Genomic DNA, 17,894 nt, shown 5'->3' with positions numbered 1-17,894 from the left:
CACAGATGGCGCACACGTAACGGGCCGGGATCGCGGTTTCGATCCCGGCCCGGCCCACGTCGTGCCTCAGCCTCCGACGGCGACGCCGAACAGCATGCCCAGGCCGTAGGTGACCGCGGCCGCCGCGCCGCCGAGCACCAGCTGGCGCAGTCCGCTGAACCACCAGCTGCGGGCCGTGACCCGGGCCACCACCGCACCGCAGCCGAAGAGGCCGATCAGGGCGAGCAGCACGGCCGGCCACAGCGTATTCGCGCCGAGCAGGTACGGCAGCAGGGGCAGCAGGGCGCCCAGCGCGAAGGCGCCGAACGAGGAGACGGCCGCGACGAGCGGCGAGGGCAGATCGCCCGGGTCGATGCCGAGCTCCTCGCGGGCATGGATCTCCAGGGCCTGCTCCGGGTCGCGCGACAGCTGCCGGGCGACCTCGCGGGCGAGGCCGGGCTCGACTCCGCGGGACTCGTAGAGTGCGGCGAGCTCCCGCTCCTCGTCCAGCGGGTGCTTGCGCAACTCCCGTCGCTCGACGTCTAGTTCGGCTTCCACGAGCTCACGCTGCGAGGCGACGGAGGTGTACTCGCCGGCCGCCATGGAGAAGGCGCCCGCGGCCAGACCGGCCAGTCCGGTGATCACGATCGTCCGGTGCGAGACCGCACCGCCCGCGACACCGGTCATCAGGGCGAGGTTCGAGACGAGACCGTCCATGGCGCCGAACACCGCCGGCCGCAGCCAGCCACCGTTCACGTCGCGGTGCGTGTGGTTGTCCCGGTGCGCCTCGTGCAGTACGGCGTCGGTCTCGATGATGGACACAGCTCTCCCCTTCTCCGGCAGCGGGTCCAGCCCGCTCCGCCCCCGCTCGACACCATCGAAAGTACGCACGAAAAATGGCCCCCGCCAGCAAGGCAGGCCGTACTTACCACTGTCCGTGACCAGGTAGGTACGGCTTGCCTTGCTGTCCGAAGACCGTCATCCGAGTGGCCCTTTTGTTGCGATTATCGGCCTCTGTCATGGCTTCGCGTGGCACAGATCCCACAGGTACGGGAACTGGCTCGGTACGAGCGAAGGGTCGACGCGATGGAGCTGATCGCAGGAAATCCGGCAGCGCCGCACACGGACGGCAGGCGGGCGGCTGTACGCGGGGCGCCGGCCCCGGGCGAAACGGTCCGGGGCGGCCCGGGTGACCGGGCCAGGGGTTCGCTGCTGGGCCTCGCGGTCGGCGACGCACTGGGCGCCCCCGCGGAGAACATGCGGCCCTCCGAGATCCGCCGCCGCTGGGGCCGGATCGAGAGCTTCGTGAGCGACGACCCGGCGGGCACCGACGACACGGAGTACGCGATCTTCTCCGGGCTGCTGCTGGCCCGGCACGGTTCGGCCCTGACCGTGACCCATGTCGAGCGGGCCTGGCGGCTGTGGATCGCGGACCTGGACGAGGGGCCGTTCCGCGGTGCCGGGTTCAGCGAGCGCGGCACGCTGGAGAACCTGCGCCGGGGACTCACCGCCCCGATCTCCGCCCAGCACCGGCACGCCTGGAGCGACGGCCTGGCGATGCGGGCGGCGCCGTTCGGCGTCTTCGCGGCGGGCCGCCCGGCCGAGGCGGCCCGGCTGGTCGCGGTGGACGGCCGGGTCAGCCACGAGGGCGAGGGCATCTACGGCGGCCAGGCGGTGGCGGCCGGGGTGGCGGCCGCGATGACGGGGGCCGGGGTCACCTCCGTGATCGCGGCCGCGCTCTCCGTCGTACCGATGGACTGCTGGACCGCTCGTTCGCTGCGCCGTGCGGTGACGGCCGCCCAGCGCACGTACCCCGACCGGCTCACGAGGGAACGTGCGGTGCGCTCGGCCGTGGTCGTCGGCGGCTACCCGTGGACGGACCTGGCCCCGGAGGCGGTGGGGCTGGCCTTCGGGGCGTTCGCCGCGGCGCGCGGCGACTTCCGTACGGCGGTGCTGACCGCGGTCAACATGGGCCGCGACGCCGACACCACGGCCGCGGTGGCGGGCGCCCTGGCCGGGGCGCTGCACGGGGCCTCGGCCATTCCGCGCCACTGGGCGGAGGCGATCGGCCCGGTCCGGGGCAGCTGCCTCCCGTCGATGCGCGGCTACCACGTGCTGGACATCGCGGAGCTGCTCACCCCGGCCGAGGCGGACGAACGGGGCGCGGAGGGGCCCGCGGCCCCGGAGCCCGGCGGCGGCGGCGGGGGGCACGGCAGCGGACCAACCGGAGCACCCGAGCCACCCGGAGCACCCGAGGGCACCGCGCCGGTCCCCGTCGCGGGCGGAACGGCGGTGGGGCGATGACCACGGCGAAGGACACCTCGCGGTCCGGGCACCCGGACCCGGCGCGCGGGCGCGAGGGCAGCACCCCGGCCGCGCCGCCCCCCGGCCCGCCGGACACCGGGCGGCGGGCCCGGATCGAGGGGCTGCTGCTCGGGCTGGCCTCCGGGGACGCCGCGGGCTGGCCGGCCGCGCGGCACCGGGCGGCCCGGATGCCGGAGTGGACCCGGCGCCTCACCCGCGAGCTCGACACCTTCGCCGAGCAGAACGCGACCACCACACTGCCCGTCCCCATCGCGCTCAACCAGCCGCCGGAACCCCTGCGGCTCGGCCCGTCCGACGACGCCGAATGGGCGGCGTTCGCGGCCGGGACCGTGCTGACCTCGGCGGCCGGCCCGCTGCACGGCCTCTCCCCCGGCCGCCGGATGCGGGCCGCGGTGGACGTCGCCTGGAACGCGCTGGCCGCCGAGGTCGCCGCGGCCGCCGCCCGGGCACCCGAGGTCGAGTCGGCGGTCCTGCCGCTGCGGGCCCGGATCTCGGTCCGGGCCGGGCTCGGCAATCTGGCCGCCGGGCTGCGCCCGCCCGCCACCGGCCACGACAACCCGCACTACTTCGACGACGCGGCGTGTGTGCGGGCCGCCGTACTGGCCGTCGTCCACCCAGGCGACCCCGCGGCGGCGGCCGACCTCGCCGAGTTCGACGCGCGCTACACCCAGGACGGCGACGGGGTGCACGGGGCGCGGGCGATGGCCGCCGCGATCGCCGAGGCGCTCGGCGGGGCGGACGTGGACACGGCGGTGAACGCCGCGTTGGCGCAGCTCCCCGAGGGCACCGAGATCGCCCGCAACGCCGCCCACGCGGTCCGGATCGCCCGCGACTTCGCCGGTGAGAAGGCCGGCGCCTTCGCCCTCGTACCGGTGCTGGAGCATCAGATCGTCGACCACGTCTACAGCTACGGGATCGCCGCGGCCGAGACCGTCCCGGTCGCCCTCGCCCTGGCCACCGCGGCCCGCGGCGAGATCGCTCAGGCCGTACCGTCCGCGGCCTGCCTGTCCAGGGTCGCCGATTCGGCGCCGGCCCTGGCCGGTGCGCTGACGGGTGCGCTCGGCTCGATCAGATCCGTGCCCGACGGCTGGCGTGAGGCCTGCCGCACTCTGGCGGGGTGTGCGCTGCCCCGTTTCGCGGGCACGGACCTGATGGAACTCGCCGGGCTGCTGGCAGACACGGAACCGGCACCTCGGGGTGGACAATTCGGACATGACATCCACAGCGCCCCCGGCGCCCACGAGGTCCGCACCGCCCACGACGCCCACGGCGCTCACACTCGATGAACGGATCGCGGGCGCGCTCGTCGGCGCCGCCGTCGGCGACGCGCTCGGCGGTCCGGTCGAGGGCCGGCCCCCGGAGCAGATCGTGGCCCGCCACGGCGGGCGGATCACCGGCGTCGTCGGCCCCTGGGACGGCGACGACTGGCGCACCGCCCGCCCCATCGCCCCGTACCACAAGGGCGACGGGCACGTCACCGACGACACCTTGATGACCCATGCGCTGATCCGGGTGTACGGGAAGGTGCGCGGCCATCTCGACGCGTACTCCGTCGCCGACCACCTCGTACCGGAGCTGATCTCGAACCCTCGCTGGATTCCGGAGCTGGAGGCCGAGGCGCTGCCGCTCCAGCGGATCTTCCTCGCGGAGAAGTGGATCGTCGCCCGGCTGCACTACGGCCATGTGGACCCGCGCGAGGCGGGCTCGGGCAACATCGTCAACTGCGGGGCGGCGATGTACATGGCGCCGGTCGGCCTGGTGAACGCGGCCCATCCGCAGGCCGCCTACGCCGAGGCGCTGGACGTCGCGGGCGCCCACCAGTCGTCGTACGGGAGGGAGGCGGCCGGAGTCTTCGCGGCCGCCGTCGCCGCGGCCTGCGTGCCGGGGGCGACGCCCGCCTCGGTCGTCGCGGCCTGTCTGTCACTCGCCAAGGACGGCACCCAGGCCGCCATCGAGGCGGTGTGCGAAACGGCATCCGGTTACCGGGACTTCGAGTCCGCCCTGGGCCCGCTGCGCGAGGCCGTCGCCCCCTTCGACACCGTGGGCCCCGACTACCGCGCCCCCTCGCTCGGCGCCCGGCGCCCCTCCCGGCTGCATGCCGTCGAGGAACTCCCCGTCGCACTCGGCATGCTGCTCGTCGGAGACGGGGACTACCGGCGCACGGTCCTGGGGTCGGTCAACTACGGGCGGGACTGCGACTCGATCGCCACCATGAGCGGCGCCATCGCGGGCGCGCTGCACGGCGAAGGGGCGATCCCCGCCGACTGGGTGAGCACGGTCGCCGGGGCCAGCCGCCTCGACCTGCACGCCCCGGCCCGGACCCTGGCGGAGGTCGCCCGCGAGGTGTTCGCACACGACACGGCCCGCCGCCGCGCCCACGAGAGCGCCTTCGCCACGCTGACGGACACGCCGTGAACACGAGGGTGCGGGCCACCTGGGTACAGCCGGAGGACCTGGTCGGGCACGAGCTGCGGCAGGCCGCCGAGGACGGGCGCGACGCCCGGGACATCGAGCGCCGGTGGTACGAGGCCGGCGGGTCGCCCGCCCCGGACCGCGCGGGCGCCTCCGAGCCCCCCGCGCCGCCGGAACTGCGCGCGGTCGCCGAGCACCTGCTGGACGAACTCGCCCTGCTGGAATCGCCGTTGGCCGACGACGAGCCGACCGGCCTGGACGAGATCCGGGCCGCCTGCCCGCACTGGCCGCTCCCCCGCACGGACCCGGCCGCTGTGGGCCGCGACCGGCTGCACGCGGCCTGGCTGGGGCGCGCCGCCGGCTGTCTGCTGGGCAAGCCGGTGGAGAAGCTGCCGCTGGAGGGCATCCGCGCGCTGGCCCGCGCCACCGGGAACTGGCCGCTCTCCACCTGGTTCACCGCCAAGGGGCTGCCCCCGGCCCTGTCGGCCACGTATCCCTGGAACCGGCGCTCCGCGACCACCTCGCTCGCCGAGAACATCGACGGGATGCCGGAGGACGACGATCTCAACTACCCGCTGCTGACGGTGGTGTTGCTCCAGCGCTACGGCCGTTCGTTCACCACCGCCGACCTCGCCCGCCTCTGGCTGGACGAGCTTCCGGCGGGCCGGACGTTCACCGCCGAGCGGGTCGCGTACCGCAATCTGCTCGACGGCGTCGAGCCGCCGGACACCGCTCTGCACCGCAATCCGTTCCGGGAGTGGATCGGGGCGCAGATCCGCGCCGATGTGCACGGCTGGACGCATCCCGGCGACCCGGGCGCGGCAGCGGAACAGGCCCACCGGGACGCGGTCCTCACGCACAGCGGGAACGGGGTGTACGGCGCGATGTTCACCGCGGCGGCGCTCGCCGAGGCGGCCGGCGGCGAGGCCGGTGTGCACGGCTGTCTGGCCGCCGGGCTCCGGGTCGTACCACCGCGTTCGCGGTTCGCGCAGGCGGTCCGGGACGGTGTCGCGGCGGCCCGCGACGCGTCCGGCTTCGACAGCGTCGTCGACCGGCTCCACGACACGTACGGCCGGTACCACTGGGTGCATGTGCTGCCCAACGCGGCGCTGCTCGCCGCCGCGCTCACGCACGCCGACGGTGATTTCACCGGATCGATCTGCCGTGCGGTGTCCGGCGGCTGGGACACCGACTCCAACGGGGCGACCGCCGGTTCGCTCGCCGGGCTGCTGGCCGGGCGGCCCGAGGCGCTGCCCGACCGGTGGACCACCCCGCTGAAGAACCGTCTCGCCACGTCCGTCCCCGGTTTCGACTCGGTCGGCTTCGACACCCTCGCCGACCTGACCCACCGGCTCACCCATCAGGAGGCACTCCGCCCATGACCGGTATCGCGGTGCTCGGCAGCACCAATATGGATCTTGTGGCCTACGTCGACCGGGCTCCGGAGCGCGGACAGACCGTCACCGGAAGCGAGTTCCGCACCGTGCCCGGCGGCAAGGGGGCCAACCAGGCCGTCGCCGCCGCCCGTGCGGGCGGTGACGTGATGATGATCGGTGCGGTCGGCAACGACGAGTACGGTGTCCGGCTGCGGGAGAACCTGGAGCACTCGGGCGTCGACACCGATCTGCTGCACACCGCCGAGGGGCCCAGCGGTACGGCACACATCGTGGTGGACGCCAAGGGCTCCAACGCGATCGTGGTCATCCCCGGCGCGAACGGCGCCGTCACCGCGCTCGGTCCGGGCGAGATCGCCGCCATCGCCGGTGCCGATCTGCTGCTGCTCCAGCTGGAGCTGCCGCTGTCCGCCGTGATCGAGGGGGCGCGGGCCGGTCATGCCCAGGGGGTACGGATTCTCCTCACCCCGTCCCCCGTGCAGCAGCTGCCCGACGAACTCCTCGACTGCGTCGACCTGCTGATCCCCAATGAGCACGAGGCGGCCGAGCTGTCCGGGCACTTCGAACCGCACGCGGCGGCGGAGGTGCTGCTCGGCCAGGTGCCCGCGGTCGTCATCACGCTCGGCTCGAAGGGGTGCCTGTACGCGGCCCGGGGCAGCACGGCCGTCCACTTCCCCGCCCCCGACGTCACCGCCGTCGACACCACCGGCGCCGGGGACACCTTCGTCGGCGCGCTCGCGGTGGCGATCGGCGAGGGCCGGCCGGTGCCGCAGGCCATCGCCTGGGCCTCCTCGGCCGCCGCGCTCTGCGTACAGAAGCACGGCGCCTCCACTTCCATGCCGTACCGCAGCGAAATCGACGCCGCGTGACCGGGCCGGCGCCAGCGCCGCTGACCGGGCTCCGGGTCATCGATCTCGCCACGCTCTTCGCGGGCCCCCTGTGCGCCACCATGCTCGGCGACTACGGCGCCGAGGTGATCAAGATCGAGCATCCCGGCCGGCCCGACCCGTCCCGGGGCCACGGCCCCACGAAGGACGGCATCGGGCTGTGGTGGAAACTGCTCGGCCGCAACAAGCGCACCATGACCCTCGATCTGTCCGGGCCCGGCGGCCGCGGCATCCTGCTGCGGCTCGCCGCCGACACCGATGTGATCATCGAGAACTTCCGGCCGGGCACGCTGGAGCGGTGGGGGCTGGGCTGGGAGGAACTGCACGCCGTCAACCCCCGGCTGGTACTGGCCCGGGTCACCGGCTTCGGCCAGTTCGGCCCGTACGCGCACCGGCCCGGCTTCGGCACGCTCGCGGAGGCGATGAGCGGATTCGCGGCGATCACCGGGGAGCCGGACGGGCCGCCGACGCTGCCGCCGTTCGGTCTGGCCGACTCGATCGCGGCGATCGCCACGGCGTTCGCGGTGATGACCGCGCTCGCCGGGCGGGAACGCACCGGTGAGGGGCAGGTCGTCGACCTGGCGATCATCGAACCGATCCTGACCGTGCTCGGCCCGCAGCCGCTCTGGTACGACCAGCTCGGCTACGTCCAGCCGCGCACCGGCAACCGCTCGCGCAACAACGCCCCGCGCAACACCTACCGCACCTCGGACGGGCAGTGGGTGGCCGTCTCCACCTCCGCGCAGTCCATCGCCGAGCGGGTGATGCGCCTGGTGGGGCGGGCGGAGCTGATCGACGAGCCGTGGTTCGGCTCCGGCACCACACGCGCCGACCACTGCGAGGAGCTCGACGAGGCGGTCGGCAACTGGATCGCCCGGCACACCCGGGACGACGCGATCTCGGCGTTCGAGAAGGCGGAGGCGGCCATCGCGCCCATCCATGACATCCGCGACGTGATGGAGGACCCGCAGTACCGGGCGCTGGACTCCATCACCGAGGTCGACGACCCCGAGCTGGGCCCGCTGCGAATGCAGAACGTCCTGTTCCGGCTCTCCGGCACCCCGGGGGCGATCCGCTGGGCGGGCCGGCCGCACGGGGCGGACACCGAGGAGATCCTCACCGGGCTGGGCCTGACCGGCCCGGAGATCTCGGCGCTGCGTGCGGAGCGGGTCCTGTGACCCCGGCGATCCCCCTCACCTGGCTGTACGTCCCCGGGGACCGGCCGGACGTGGTGCGCAAGGCGCGTGAGTCGGGGGCGGACGTGGTGATCGTGGACCTGGAGGACGCGGTCGCCCCGGACCGCAAGGAGTACGCACGGGCGGCCGCCGTGGAGCTCCTCTCCGAACCCGCCGGCACGGTGCCGGTCCACGTCCGGGTCCACACCGAGGCCGACGTCCTGGCCCTGGCCGGGCTGCCGGGCCTCGGCGAACTGCGGCTGCCGAAGATCACGCACGCGGCCTCCGTCCATCACATCGCGGCCCTGGCTCCCGGGGTCGCGCTCTGTCCGCTGCTGGAGTCGGCGCTCGGCATCGAGCACGCGTACGCGGTGGCCGCCGCCCACCCCCAGGTGCGGTCCATCGCCCTGGGCGAGGCGGATCTCCGGGCCGATCTGGGAGTGCGGGACGATACGGGGCTCGACTGGTCGCGCAGCCGGACGGTGGTCGCGGCGCGGGCGGCCGGGCTGGCCCCGCCCACCCAGTCGGTGTTCCCGGATGTCCGGGACCTGGACGGCCTGTGGGCGTCCTGCGCCCGTGGGCGGGCGCTGGGGTTTCTCGGCCGGGCGGCGATCCACCCCCGGCAGCTGCCGGTGATCGAGCGGGCGTTCCGGCCGACGACGCAGGAGATCGAGGCGGCTCAGGAGATCGTCGAGGCGGCCCGGACCGAGGCGGGTGCGCTGGCCCTGCCGGACGGCCGCTTCGTGGACGCGGCGGTGGTGGCCTCGGCCCACCGCACGCTCGCCCTGGCCGGGCGGACGGCAGTGCCCGGCCGGCGCTGACCGGCCCGCGCCCCGGCGGGCGCGCGGATCAGGTGCGGCTCGCGGAAAATCCAGCCCGTCCGGCGATTGAGGACACCCCCGCGACGGTGGCCGTGGCGCACATGGACGAGCGAGGGGCCGCCGAATGGTCCGGCGGCCCCTCGCTCGTCGATGTGTGTGCCGGCGTCAGCCCTTGGCCGTCTCCGCCGCACCGCTCGTCTTCGACGCCGACGCATCGGCCTCGACCGCGGCGTCACCGGAATCGTCCCCGGGCTCCGCGTCACCGGCTTCCGCGTCCTCGGCCTTCGCGTCGCCGGACTTCGCGTCACCGGACCTCGTGTCCTCGGACCTCGTGTCCTCGGACTTCGCGTCACCGGCCTCCGCGTCCTCGACGCCTCCGGCGTCCACCGCTTCCGGCTCGACGACCTCCTCGCGCCCCGGCCGCACCTTCGCCGAGATCACGATGTAGATCACCGCGAGCACGAACACGATCAGCGCGGTCCATACGTTCAGGCGCAGGCCCAGGATGTGGTGGGCCTCGTCGACGCGCATGTACTCGATCCACGCGCGGCCGGCGCAGTAGGACGCGACGTACAGCGCGAACGCCCGCCCGTGCCCGAGCTTGAACCGGCGGTCCGCCCAGATCACGAGGAGCGCCACACCGATGCACCACAGCGACTCGTACAGGAACGTCGGGTGGTACGTGCCCGCCACCCGGTTGGGGCCCTCGCTGATCTTCAGCGCCCACGGGACGTCGGTCGCCCGGCCGTACAGCTCCTGGTTGAACCAGTTGCCCCAGCGGCCGCAGGCCTGGGCCACGGCGATGCCGGGGGCGAGCGCGTCGGCCCAGGCGGGCAGCGGGATCCCGCGGCGGCGGCAGCCGATCCAGGCACCGACCGCGCCGAGCGCGATCGCACCCCAGATCCCGAGGCCGCCCTGCCAGATCTTGAAGGCGTCGACCCAGTCCTTACCGTCGCTGAAGTACAGCTGGTAGTCGGTGATGACGTGGTAGAGCCTCCCGCCGACAAGGCCGAAGGGCACGGCCCAGACGGCGATGTCGGCAACAGTGCCGGCTCTGCCCCCTCGGGCGATCCAGCGCTTGTTGCCGAGCCAGACGGCGACAAAGACACCGATGATGATGCAGAACGCGTAGCCGCGAAGCGGGATCGGGCCGAGATTGATCACGCCGGTCGACGGGCTGGGAATGTAGGCAAGGTCCATGGCAGGGTCGACGCTACCTTGCCGGGCGGGAGGTACGGCAACCCGCCCGACAACGTCTGGGTAACGAGCCGGTCATCGATTCCCCAGGTATCCGCCGTTCAGGACCCCGATGGGGCGGGTGTGACCGTGCCCGTCCGCTTGCCCTTGTTGGCCTCGGCGACCCACTTCTTCAGGTTGGCCACGGTGATGGGTTCGTTCCCCTTCTTGGGGAAGATCGACTCACCGTTGAGCAGCGCCGTCGGCGTGCCCTGGAAGCCGCCGTTCTGGAACGCGGTGTTGGATTTCTGGACCCAGCTGTCGTGCGTGCCGTCCTCGACACAGCTGCGGAAGGCGGGGGTGTCGAGCCCGTCGACCTTCTTGGACAGGTCGATCAGCTTGCTGTTGTCGCCGAAGGCGTCGTCGGCCTCCTGCGGCTGATTGCGGTACAGGACGTCGTGGTACGCGGAGAACTTGCCCGCGTCCTGGGCACAGGCCGCCGCGTTGGCGGCCTTGAGGGAGCCGCTGCCGCCGAGATTGCCGTCGATCAGCGTGGCGAGGTGGTACTCGACCTTGAGCTGCCCGCTCTGCTCCAACTGGTGGATCGTGTCCCTGAACGCGTTCTCGAACTGGGCGCAGACCGGGCAGCGGAAATCCTCCCAGATCGTGAGCGTGGACGGGGCGTCGTCCGCTCCCACCTGGATGGCCAGGCTGTCCTTGCCGGTCGCGCCCGACGGTGCGACGGCGGGACCCGATGCCTTGTTCTTGCTGCCCTTGCCGCCGCTGTTCGCGGCGATCACGCCGACGACGGCGGCCAGCGCAAGGACACCCACCACGGCGGTGGAGACGATCAGCGTGCGGCGGCGGCGCTCTCGCGCCTTCATCTGCTCACGCTGCTGGTTCAGCCGGTCTCGCGCGGCCCTTTTTCCCTCTTGGTTCTTCTCGCTCACACCGCAGCAACGAACCGGGGAGGCACTCGCGTGCCTCCCCGGTCCCAGGTCCACCCATTCGGGTTACGCCAGGTGTCAGCGCTTTCGAACACCTTCGGCCAGATCGGCCGCCAGTGAGCGGACAGCCGCCAGGCCGGCCTCCTCGTCGGGAGCGTCCAGCATCCGCTTGACGAAGGCGGAGCCGACGATGACGCCGTCGGCGAAGCCGGCGACCTCCGCGGCCTGGTCGGCGTTGGAGACGCCGAGGCCGACGCAGACCGGGATGTCGGTGGTGGCGCGGGTGCGCCTCACCAGCTCCTGGGCCTGTTCACCGACCGAGACGCGGGTGCCGGTGACCCCCATCAGCGAAGCGGCGTAGACGAAGCCGGATCCGGCCGCCGTGATGGTGGCCAGGCGCTCGTCCTTGCTGCTGGGCGCGACGACGAAGACGGTCGCGAGACCGTGCTTGCCGGCGTGCTCGCGCCACAGGGCGGACTCCTGGACGGGCAGGTCGGGCAGGATGCACCCGGCGCCGCCCGCCTCGGCGAGTTCGGCGGTGAAGCGCTCGACGCCGTACCGGTCGATCGGGTTCCAGTACGTCATGACCAGGATCGGGATGCCGGTCGCCTCGTGCGCCTCGCGGACCGTGCGCATCACGTCGGCGATCTTCACGCCGCCCCGCAGCGCGATGTCGTCGGCGGTCTGGATGACCGGGCCGTCGAGCACCGGGTCGCTGTGCGGCAGGCCCACCTCGACGATGTCGGCGCCGCCGGCGGCCACCGCCTTGATGGCCGCGATACCGCCGTCGACGGTCGGGAAGCCGGCCGGCAGGTAGGCGATCAGCGCCGCCCGGTCCTCGGCCCGGGCAGCGGCGAGGGTGGTGTTCAACAGCTCGATGTTGCCGCTCACTTGACGTCCCCCTCGATCTCGGCGCTGCTGCCGGCCGCGTCCGCCTCGACGGTCGCGTCGGCGTCGTACAGCCCGAAGTACCGGGCCGCCGTGTCCATGTCCTTGTCGCCGCGGCCGGACAGGTTGACCAGGATCAGGCCGTCCTTGCCGAGCTCCTTGCCGACCTCCAGCGCGCCGGCCAGCGCGTGTGCGCTCTCGATGGCCGGGATGATCCCCTCGGTGCGCGAGAGCAGCCGCAGCGACTGCATGGCCGCGTCGTCGGTGACCGCGCGGTACTCGCCGCGGCCGATGTCCTTCAGGTACGCGTGCTCCGGGCCGATGCCCGGGTAGTCCAGACCGGCCGAGATGGAGTAGGGCTCGGTGATCTGGCCCTCCTCGTCCTGGAGGACGTAGCTGCGCGAGCCGTGCAGGATGCCGGGCTCGCCCGCGGTCAGGGTCGCCGCGTGCTCGCCGGTCTCCACCCCGTGTCCGGCGGGCTCGCAGCCGATGAGGCGGACGCCCGCGTCCGGGATGAAGGCGTGGAAGAGGCCGATGGCGTTGGAGCCGCCGCCGACGCAGGCGACCGCGGCGTCCGGCAGCCGGCCGGCCCGCTCCAGGATCTGCCGCCTGGCCTCCACGCCGATGACGCGGTGGAAGTCGCGGACCATGGCGGGGAAGGGGTGCGGGCCCGCGACCGTACCGAAGAGGTAGTGCGTGCGGTCCACGTTGGCGACCCAGTCGCGGAACGCCTCGTTGATGGCGTCCTTGAGGGTGCGGGAGCCGGACTTCACGGCGATGACCTCGGCGCCGAGCATCCGCATCCGCGCCACGTTCAGCGCCTGCCGCTGGGTGTCGATCTCGCCCATGTAGATGGTGCATTCGAGGCCGAAGAGGGCGCAGGCAGTCGCGGTGGCGACGCCGTGCTGGCCGGCCCCGGTCTCGGCGATGACCCGGGTCTTGCCCATCCGCCTGGTGAGCAGCGCCTGGCCCAGCACGTTGTTGATCTTGTGCGAACCGGTGTGGTTGAGGTCCTCGCGCTTGAGGAAGATCCGGGCGCCGCCGGCGTGCTCGGCGAAGCGCGGCACCTCGGTCAGGGCGCTGGGGCGGCCGGTGTAGTTGATCATGAGCTCGTTGAGCTCGGCGGCGAAGGCCGGGTCGGCCTTCGCCTTGTCGTACTCGACGGCGACCTCGTCCACGGCGGCGACGAGCGCCTCCGGGATGAACTTTCCGCCGTACGCACCGAAGTACCCCTCGGCACTGGGGATCAGACCCTCCGGGTCCGGAATGAAGAAGTCGGACGACATCTCGACGTGCTCCTCGACATGGCAATGGGTGGGTTCACCGTATTGCGCCGTGAGCGGAGCGCCGCCGCGGCCTGGCCGGGCGGTGCGGTCGTGCGGTTCCGCCGGGTGCGGCGGTGGGTGCGACGGCCGGGGCTCGCTTACTGCGCGGACCCCGTGCGCCATCGCATGCCGTTGACCTGGCCGGGCTCGTCGCCGATCACGTACCGCACCCGCCGGCCGTGCACACGGCGTGCGGGGGCGCGGCAGCCGCGGGGGCGGCAGCCGCGCGCCAGCGGCGCGTGCGGGTCCCGGCCGGTGGCCCCGGCGGGGCGCAGGCCCGGCCGGACACGGGAGGCGGAACGGTCGGCGGACAAGGGTGCGGTCAGCCCCGTCCGTGCCGGAGCGCCGGGTGGGCGCCCGCGGCGACCAGGTCGGCGACGGCCCCCCGCGGGTCGCGGCCGGTGACCAGCGACTCGCCGACCAGCACGGCGTCCGCGCCGGCGTTGGCGTAGGCGATGAGGTCGTGCGGGCCGCGGACGCCGGACTCGGCGACCTTGACGATGCGGTCGGGGATCTCGGGGGCGACGCGCTCGAAGGTGGAGCGGTCGACCTTGAGGTCCTTCAGGTTGCGCGCGTTGACGCCGATGATCCGCGCGCCGGCGTCCACCGCGCGCTCCGCCTCCTCCTCGTCGTGCGCCTCGACCAGCGGCGTCAGGCCGATGGACTCGGCGCGCTCGATCAGGGAGACCAGGGCCTCCTGGTCGAGGGCGGCGACGATCAGCAGTGCGAGGTCGGCGCCGTACGCCCGTGCCTCCCACAGCTGGTACGAGGTGACGATGAAGTCCTTGCGCAGGATCGGGATGTCGACCTTGGCGCGGACGGCCTCCAGGTCGGCCAGCGAACCGCCGAAGCGGCGCTCCTCGGTGAGGACCGAGATGACGGACGCGCCGCCCGCCTCGTAGTCCGCGGCGAGTGCGGCCGGGTCGGCGATGGCGGCAAGGGCCCCCTTGGAGGGGCTGGAGCGCTTTACCTCGCAGATGACGGTCACGCCCTCGCCGCGCAGGGCGGCGACTCCGTCCTTCGCCTCGGGGGCGCGCGCCGCGCGTTCCTTCAGCTCATCGAGGCTGACGCGCGCCTGCCGCTCTGCGAGGTCGGCGCGTACGCCGTTGATGATCTCGTCGAGCACACTCACGCGAGCGGCCCCCTTCCGGGACGGTTACAAGGGAACAGGATCAGCCATACCGATGGTATCCGCAGGAGGCCGATGGGCTCGCATCCGGCCGACAGATGTCCCACTACCTGGGCATTCACGGCGCCAGCGCCGATCCGAACGGCAGATTCCGGACGACGGTGAAGATCATGAGAACGGCGCCGATCCCCCACCAGTGGACGGGCTTCAGCGCGATCCGCACGGGCTTCCCGGCGGCCGCGCGGACCATCCAGAGGACCCAGAGCACGGTGAAGAGCCCGTAGCCGATGACGGCGAGGGCGTTGGAGCCGAACGCCACCGCGATGTCGCCGTGGGCGACGGCATGGGCGCTGCGCAGCCCGCCGCAGCCGGGGCAGTAGATGCCCGTGAAGCGGAGCAGCGGGCAGACCGGGTAGTGGCCGGGCTCGTTGGGGTCGACGGAGCCGACCACGACGAAGGCCCCGATGACGCCGGCCAGGACACCGGCCGGGCCGGCGATCCGCCGCAGCCGCGAGGCGGGGACGGGGGCCGGTGGGAAGACCGGCGGGAACGGGCCCCGGTACCCGGCCGGCGGACCGGGCGCGGGCAGCTGGCCGCCGGGCACGGACGGCGGTCCCGTCGGCGGCTGGGGGCCGCCGGGAGCGGGCTGGGGGCCGGAGGCCGCGGAGGCGCCGGGGGCGGGCCCGTCGCCCGGCGTCGGCGGGGCGGCGGCTGGAGATGGCGAAGCGTCCACCCGGTGATTGTCGCCGCTGACGCGGAAAGGCGCAGCCCGGTCCGGGCTGCGCCTCGCGTGCGTACGTCCTGCGGACGGGGTCAGGAGGTCTGCGCCTGTCCGGCGCGGGCCCTGGCCTGGGCCAGCTCCGCCGACTCCTTCGGCATACCGAGACCGGCGGCCTTCATCGCGAGGCCGACGATGCCGCCGATGACGGTGACGGCGATACCGGCCCAGAAGCCGAGCGGGTTGGCCGCGACCATGAAGACGCCTGCGATGCAGAAGCCGATGAAGGAGATGATGACACCGGTCCAGGCGGCCGGGGTGTGTCCGTGGCTGCTGCCCGCCATGAGTTGCTCCTCGTTGGTGTTGCGCTGTTGGTATCGCTCGGTGTCGCAGTGCGCAGAGCCGGTGCCGCTGTGGGTGCCGCTGTGCTGTGAGCTCAGGGCCATTGTCCCGTACGTGCGGACGGGACAATGAACGGGGGGTCATGCCTCGCGCGTCGGGTCCTCGCCGCGGTCCAGGGCCTTCCACAGGTCCTCGGGCCGGTCGGGATCCATGGCCTTGCGGGGGGCCTTGCGGGGACGCGGGGTGCCGTCGCGCTCGTACCGCCCGGACATCGTGGGCCAGCGCCTGCCGTAGCGCAGGGCGAGCAGCCCGGCGAGCAGGATCAGCAGACCGCCGGCCGCGGTCACGTAGGGCCAGGCGGTGTGGCTGAGGGCGCCGATGGTGGCGGAGGTGTCGCCGGTGGCCTGGGCGGCCTGCTCGTCGAGCGCGGCGCTGTCGGAGGCGCCGAGGAAGGCGCTCAGCGCGGCGCCGAGCCCGCTGAGGGCCAGCAGTCCGGCGACGAGCAGCCGGCCGCTGCTGCGGACGGCGAAGACGGCGACGAGGGCGGCCAGGCCGACGATGGCGAGGGCTGCCGGGAGACCGGTGACGTCCTGTCCGTCGGCGCTCATCGGCAGGGCGCCGCCGCCGACCTCGGCCCGGCCCTGGGCCCAGGTCTGCCCGGAGGCGAGCAGGACGACAGTGGCCCCGGCTGCCCCGAGGAGCAGGCCGGCGGCCAGGCTTCGGCGGCTTCCCGCGCTGTCGGGCGCGGAGACGGCTTCGGCACGGGGCTGGGGTACGGGGACAGCACTCACGTACTCCACTATCCCCTACCGCCCCGGGGTGACCGGCACATGGGGGGTGTGAGATGGAGCCCCCGCGACCCGCCCCCGCGTGCGCCGGCCGGGCTCACGCGCCGCCGAGGCGGTTGGCCGTGTGAACGGCGCGCAGCACCGCCGCGGCCTTGTTGCGGCACTCGGTGTCCTCGGCGACCGGGTCGGAGTCGGCGACGATGCCCGCCCCGGCCTGGACGTATGCCGTTCCGTCACGCAGCAGGGCGGTGCGGATGGCGATGGCCGTGTCGGAGTCCCCGGCGAAGTCGAGGTAGCCGACGCAGCCGCCGTACAGGCCGCGGCGGGTGGGTTCGAGCTCCTCGATGATCTGCATGGCGCGCGGCTTCGGGGCGCCGGAGAGGGTGCCCGCCGGGAAGCAGGCGGTGAGGACGTCGAAGGCGGTGCGGCCCTCGGCGACGCGGCCGGTGACGGTGGACACGATGTGCATCACGTGGGAGTACCGCTCGACCGACATGAAGTCGACGACCTCGACGCTGCCGGGTTCGCAGACCCGTCCCAGGTCGTTGCGGCCGAGGTCGACGAGCATCAGGTGCTCGGCGCGTTCCTTCGGGTCGGCGAGGAGTTCCTCGGCGAGGGCCTGGTCCTCCTGCGGGGTGGCGCCGCGGTGCCGGGTCCCGGCGATCGGGTGGACCATCGCGCGGCCGTCCTCGACCTTGACGAGTGCCTCGGGGCTGGAGCCCGCGACGTCGAAGCCGTCGAACCGGAAGAGGTACATGTACGGCGAGGGGTTGGTGGCGCGCAGCACCCGGTAGACGTCCAACGCGCTCGCGGTGCACGGGGTCTCGAAGCGCTGGGAGGGGACGACCTGGAAGGCCTCGCCGGCCCTGATGCGCTCCTTCACGTCCTCGACGGCGTCCTGGTACGCCGGGCCGCCCCACAGCGCGGTGTACGGCGGGAGCTCGGAGGGCGGCAGGACGGCAGGGGCGTTCTCGACGGGGCGGCGCAGGTCCTGCTCCATGGCGTCGAGCCGGGCCACGGCGTCGGTGTACGCCTCGTCGACGCCGGTGGCCAGGTCGTTGTGGTTGATCGCGTTGGCGATGAGCAGGACGCTGCCGGCCCAGTGGTCGAGGACGGCGAGGTCGGAGGTGAGGAGCATGGTCAGCTCGGGGAGCTTCAGGTCGTCGCCCCCGCTCTCGCCGATCTTCTCCAGCCGCCGCACGATGTCGTAGCCGAGGTAGCCGACCATGCCGCCGGTGAAGGGCGGCAGTCCTGATTCCGGGTCGTGCGGGGTGTGCAGGGTCTCGATGGTGGCGCGCAGGGCCTGGAGCGGGTCGCCGTCGACGGGGACGCCGACCGGCGGGGTGCCGGCCCAGTGGGCCCGGCCGTCCCGGGTGGTGAGCGTGGCGGCGCTGCGTACGCCGATGAAGGAGTAGCGCGACCAGGTGCGGCCGTTCTCCGCGGATTCGAGGAGGAAGGTGCCGGTGCGCTCACCCGCGAGCTTGCGGTAGAGCCCGACCGGGGTGTCGCCGTCCGCGAGGAGCCGGCGGGTGACGGGGATGACGCGCCGGTCGACGGCCAGCTTGCGGAAGGTGTCGAGATCCATGGC

18 protein-coding genes are annotated in these 17,894 nt (G+C 73.5%); 7 read left to right on the top strand and 11 right to left on the bottom strand.

The features are described from left to right. Positions 1-66 precede the first annotated feature (66 nt). Positions 67-801, bottom strand: coding sequence for a VIT1/CCC1 transporter family protein (locus OG322_RS29005; protein ID WP_123469452.1), 735 nt, complete (start codon positions 799-801; stop codon positions 67-69). A gap of 264 nt (positions 802-1,065) precedes the next feature. Here OG322_RS29005 and OG322_RS29000 point away from each other — a divergent pair, with 264 nt between their 5' ends. The 7 genes from OG322_RS29000 to OG322_RS28970 are packed head-to-tail and all read left to right on the top strand — an operon-like array spanning position 1,066 to position 8,993. Next, positions 1,066-2,283 carry an ADP-ribosylglycohydrolase family protein gene (locus OG322_RS29000; RefSeq protein ID WP_329307782.1) on the top strand — a complete coding sequence of 406 codons (1,218 nt, stop codon included), beginning with the start codon at positions 1,066-1,068 and terminating at the stop codon, positions 2,281-2,283. Further along, a complete protein-coding gene (locus OG322_RS28995) occupies positions 2,280-3,590 on the top strand; it encodes an ADP-ribosylglycohydrolase family protein (protein ID WP_241199936.1) in 1,311 nt (436 codons plus the stop codon). The genes OG322_RS29000 and OG322_RS28995 overlap by 4 nt, the downstream gene beginning before the upstream one ends. Beyond that, positions 3,517-4,719 carry an ADP-ribosylglycohydrolase family protein gene (locus OG322_RS28990; RefSeq protein WP_329307201.1) on the top strand — a complete coding sequence of 401 codons (1,203 nt, stop codon included), beginning with the start codon at positions 3,517-3,519 and terminating at the stop codon, positions 4,717-4,719. The genes OG322_RS28995 and OG322_RS28990 overlap by 74 nt, the downstream gene beginning before the upstream one ends. Further along, entirely contained in the window at positions 4,716-6,098 is a 1,383-nt protein-coding gene (locus tag OG322_RS28985) for an ADP-ribosylglycohydrolase family protein (RefSeq protein ID WP_123469456.1), read from the top strand. Before OG322_RS28990 ends, OG322_RS28985 begins: the two co-directional genes overlap by 4 nt. Beyond that, positions 6,095-6,979: a ribokinase gene (rbsK, locus tag OG322_RS28980; RefSeq protein WP_123469458.1), complete on the top strand. Its 885-nt coding sequence runs from the start codon at positions 6,095-6,097 to the stop codon at positions 6,977-6,979. The genes OG322_RS28985 and rbsK overlap by 4 nt, the downstream gene beginning before the upstream one ends. After that, positions 6,976-8,175: a CaiB/BaiF CoA transferase family protein gene (locus OG322_RS28975; RefSeq protein ID WP_123469460.1), complete on the top strand. Its 1,200-nt coding sequence runs from the start codon at positions 6,976-6,978 to the stop codon at positions 8,173-8,175. The genes rbsK and OG322_RS28975 overlap by 4 nt, the downstream gene beginning before the upstream one ends. Beyond that, the gene (locus OG322_RS28970; RefSeq protein ID WP_123469462.1) at positions 8,172-8,993 is read left to right on the top strand and encodes an HpcH/HpaI aldolase/citrate lyase family protein; all 822 of its coding nucleotides are present in this window, start codon (positions 8,172-8,174) and stop codon (positions 8,991-8,993) included. Before OG322_RS28975 ends, OG322_RS28970 begins: the two co-directional genes overlap by 4 nt. A gap of 165 nt (positions 8,994-9,158) precedes the next feature. On the opposite strand, the gene lgt is transcribed toward OG322_RS28970, so the two are convergent. The 10 genes from lgt to OG322_RS28920 all read right to left on the bottom strand — a co-directional run bounded on the left by lgt (position 9,159) and on the right by OG322_RS28920 (position 17,891). Further along, positions 9,159-10,193 carry a prolipoprotein diacylglyceryl transferase gene (lgt, locus tag OG322_RS28965; RefSeq protein ID WP_329307200.1) on the bottom strand — a complete coding sequence of 345 codons (1,035 nt, stop codon included), beginning with the start codon at positions 10,191-10,193 and terminating at the stop codon, positions 9,159-9,161. Between the two features lie 98 nt (positions 10,194-10,291). After that, on the bottom strand, positions 10,292-11,119 hold the full coding sequence (locus OG322_RS28960; RefSeq protein ID WP_123469466.1) for a thioredoxin domain-containing protein: 828 nt from the start codon (positions 11,117-11,119) through the stop codon (positions 10,292-10,294). A gap of 75 nt (positions 11,120-11,194) precedes the next feature. Continuing rightward, complete coding sequence (gene trpA, locus OG322_RS28955; RefSeq protein WP_123469886.1) at positions 11,195-12,007, bottom strand: tryptophan synthase subunit alpha; 813 nt, start codon at positions 12,005-12,007, stop codon at positions 11,195-11,197. Next, on the bottom strand, positions 12,004-13,290 hold the full coding sequence (gene trpB / locus OG322_RS28950) for a tryptophan synthase subunit beta (protein WP_329307199.1): 1,287 nt from the start codon (positions 13,288-13,290) through the stop codon (positions 12,004-12,006). Before trpB ends, trpA begins: the two co-directional genes overlap by 4 nt. A gap of 137 nt (positions 13,291-13,427) precedes the next feature. Then, positions 13,428-13,655, bottom strand: coding sequence for a tryptophan biosynthesis modulator TrpM (gene trpM, locus OG322_RS28945; RefSeq protein ID WP_370375325.1), 228 nt, complete (start codon positions 13,653-13,655; stop codon positions 13,428-13,430). Beyond that, the gene (gene trpC, locus OG322_RS28940) at positions 13,652-14,461 is read right to left on the bottom strand and encodes an indole-3-glycerol phosphate synthase TrpC (protein WP_123469893.1); all 810 of its coding nucleotides are present in this window, start codon (positions 14,459-14,461) and stop codon (positions 13,652-13,654) included. Before trpC ends, trpM begins: the two co-directional genes overlap by 4 nt. Positions 14,462-14,576: 115 nt before the next feature. After that, a complete protein-coding gene (locus OG322_RS28935; protein WP_443066566.1) occupies positions 14,577-15,191 on the bottom strand; it encodes a DUF2752 domain-containing protein in 615 nt (204 codons plus the stop codon). An 80-nt stretch (positions 15,192-15,271) separates the two neighbouring features. Continuing rightward, positions 15,272-15,520: an HGxxPAAW family protein gene (locus OG322_RS28930; protein ID WP_123471445.1), complete on the bottom strand. Its 249-nt coding sequence runs from the start codon at positions 15,518-15,520 to the stop codon at positions 15,272-15,274. Positions 15,521-15,658: 138 nt separating this feature from the next. Then, positions 15,659-16,318 carry a TIGR02234 family membrane protein gene (locus OG322_RS28925; RefSeq protein WP_123469897.1) on the bottom strand — a complete coding sequence of 220 codons (660 nt, stop codon included), beginning with the start codon at positions 16,316-16,318 and terminating at the stop codon, positions 15,659-15,661. Positions 16,319-16,403: 85 nt separating this feature from the next. Beyond that, entirely contained in the window at positions 16,404-17,891 is a 1,488-nt protein-coding gene (locus OG322_RS28920; protein WP_123469899.1) for an anthranilate synthase component I, read from the bottom strand. Positions 17,892-17,894: the final 3 nt, after the last annotated feature.

It is taken from the genome of Streptomyces sp. NBC_01260 (assembly GCF_036226405.1).
Classification (GTDB): Bacteria; Actinomycetota; Actinomycetes; order Streptomycetales; family Streptomycetaceae; genus Streptomyces; species Streptomyces laculatispora.
Note: the sequence above shows the minus strand (reverse complement) of the source record. Positions and strands in the feature narration are given on the sequence as shown.

What these genes read in the sequence shown, in the direction of transcription:
- OG322_RS28990 (WP_329307201.1), top strand. Translation starts at nt 3,517, where the DNA reads ATGACATCCACAGCGCCCCCGGCGCCCACGAGGTCCGCACCGCCCACG.
- OG322_RS28995 (WP_241199936.1), top strand. Translation starts at nt 2,280, where the DNA reads ATGACCACGGCGAAGGACACCTCGCGGTCCGGGCACCCGGACCCGGCG.
- OG322_RS29000 (WP_329307782.1), top strand. Translation starts at nt 1,066, where the DNA reads ATGGAGCTGATCGCAGGAAATCCGGCAGCGCCGCACACGGACGGCAGG.
- OG322_RS28920 (WP_123469899.1), bottom strand. Translation starts at nt 17,891, where the DNA reads ATGGATCTCGACACCTTCCGCAAGCTGGCCGTCGACCGGCGCGTCATC.
- OG322_RS28930 (WP_123471445.1), bottom strand. Translation starts at nt 15,520, where the DNA reads ATGGCGGGCAGCAGCCACGGACACACCCCGGCCGCCTGGACCGGTGTC.
- rbsK (WP_123469458.1), top strand. Translation starts at nt 6,095, where the DNA reads ATGACCGGTATCGCGGTGCTCGGCAGCACCAATATGGATCTTGTGGCC.
- trpB (WP_329307199.1), bottom strand. Translation starts at nt 13,290, where the DNA reads ATGTCGTCCGACTTCTTCATTCCGGACCCGGAGGGTCTGATCCCCAGT.
- lgt (WP_329307200.1), bottom strand. Translation starts at nt 10,193, where the DNA reads ATGGACCTTGCCTACATTCCCAGCCCGTCGACCGGCGTGATCAATCTC.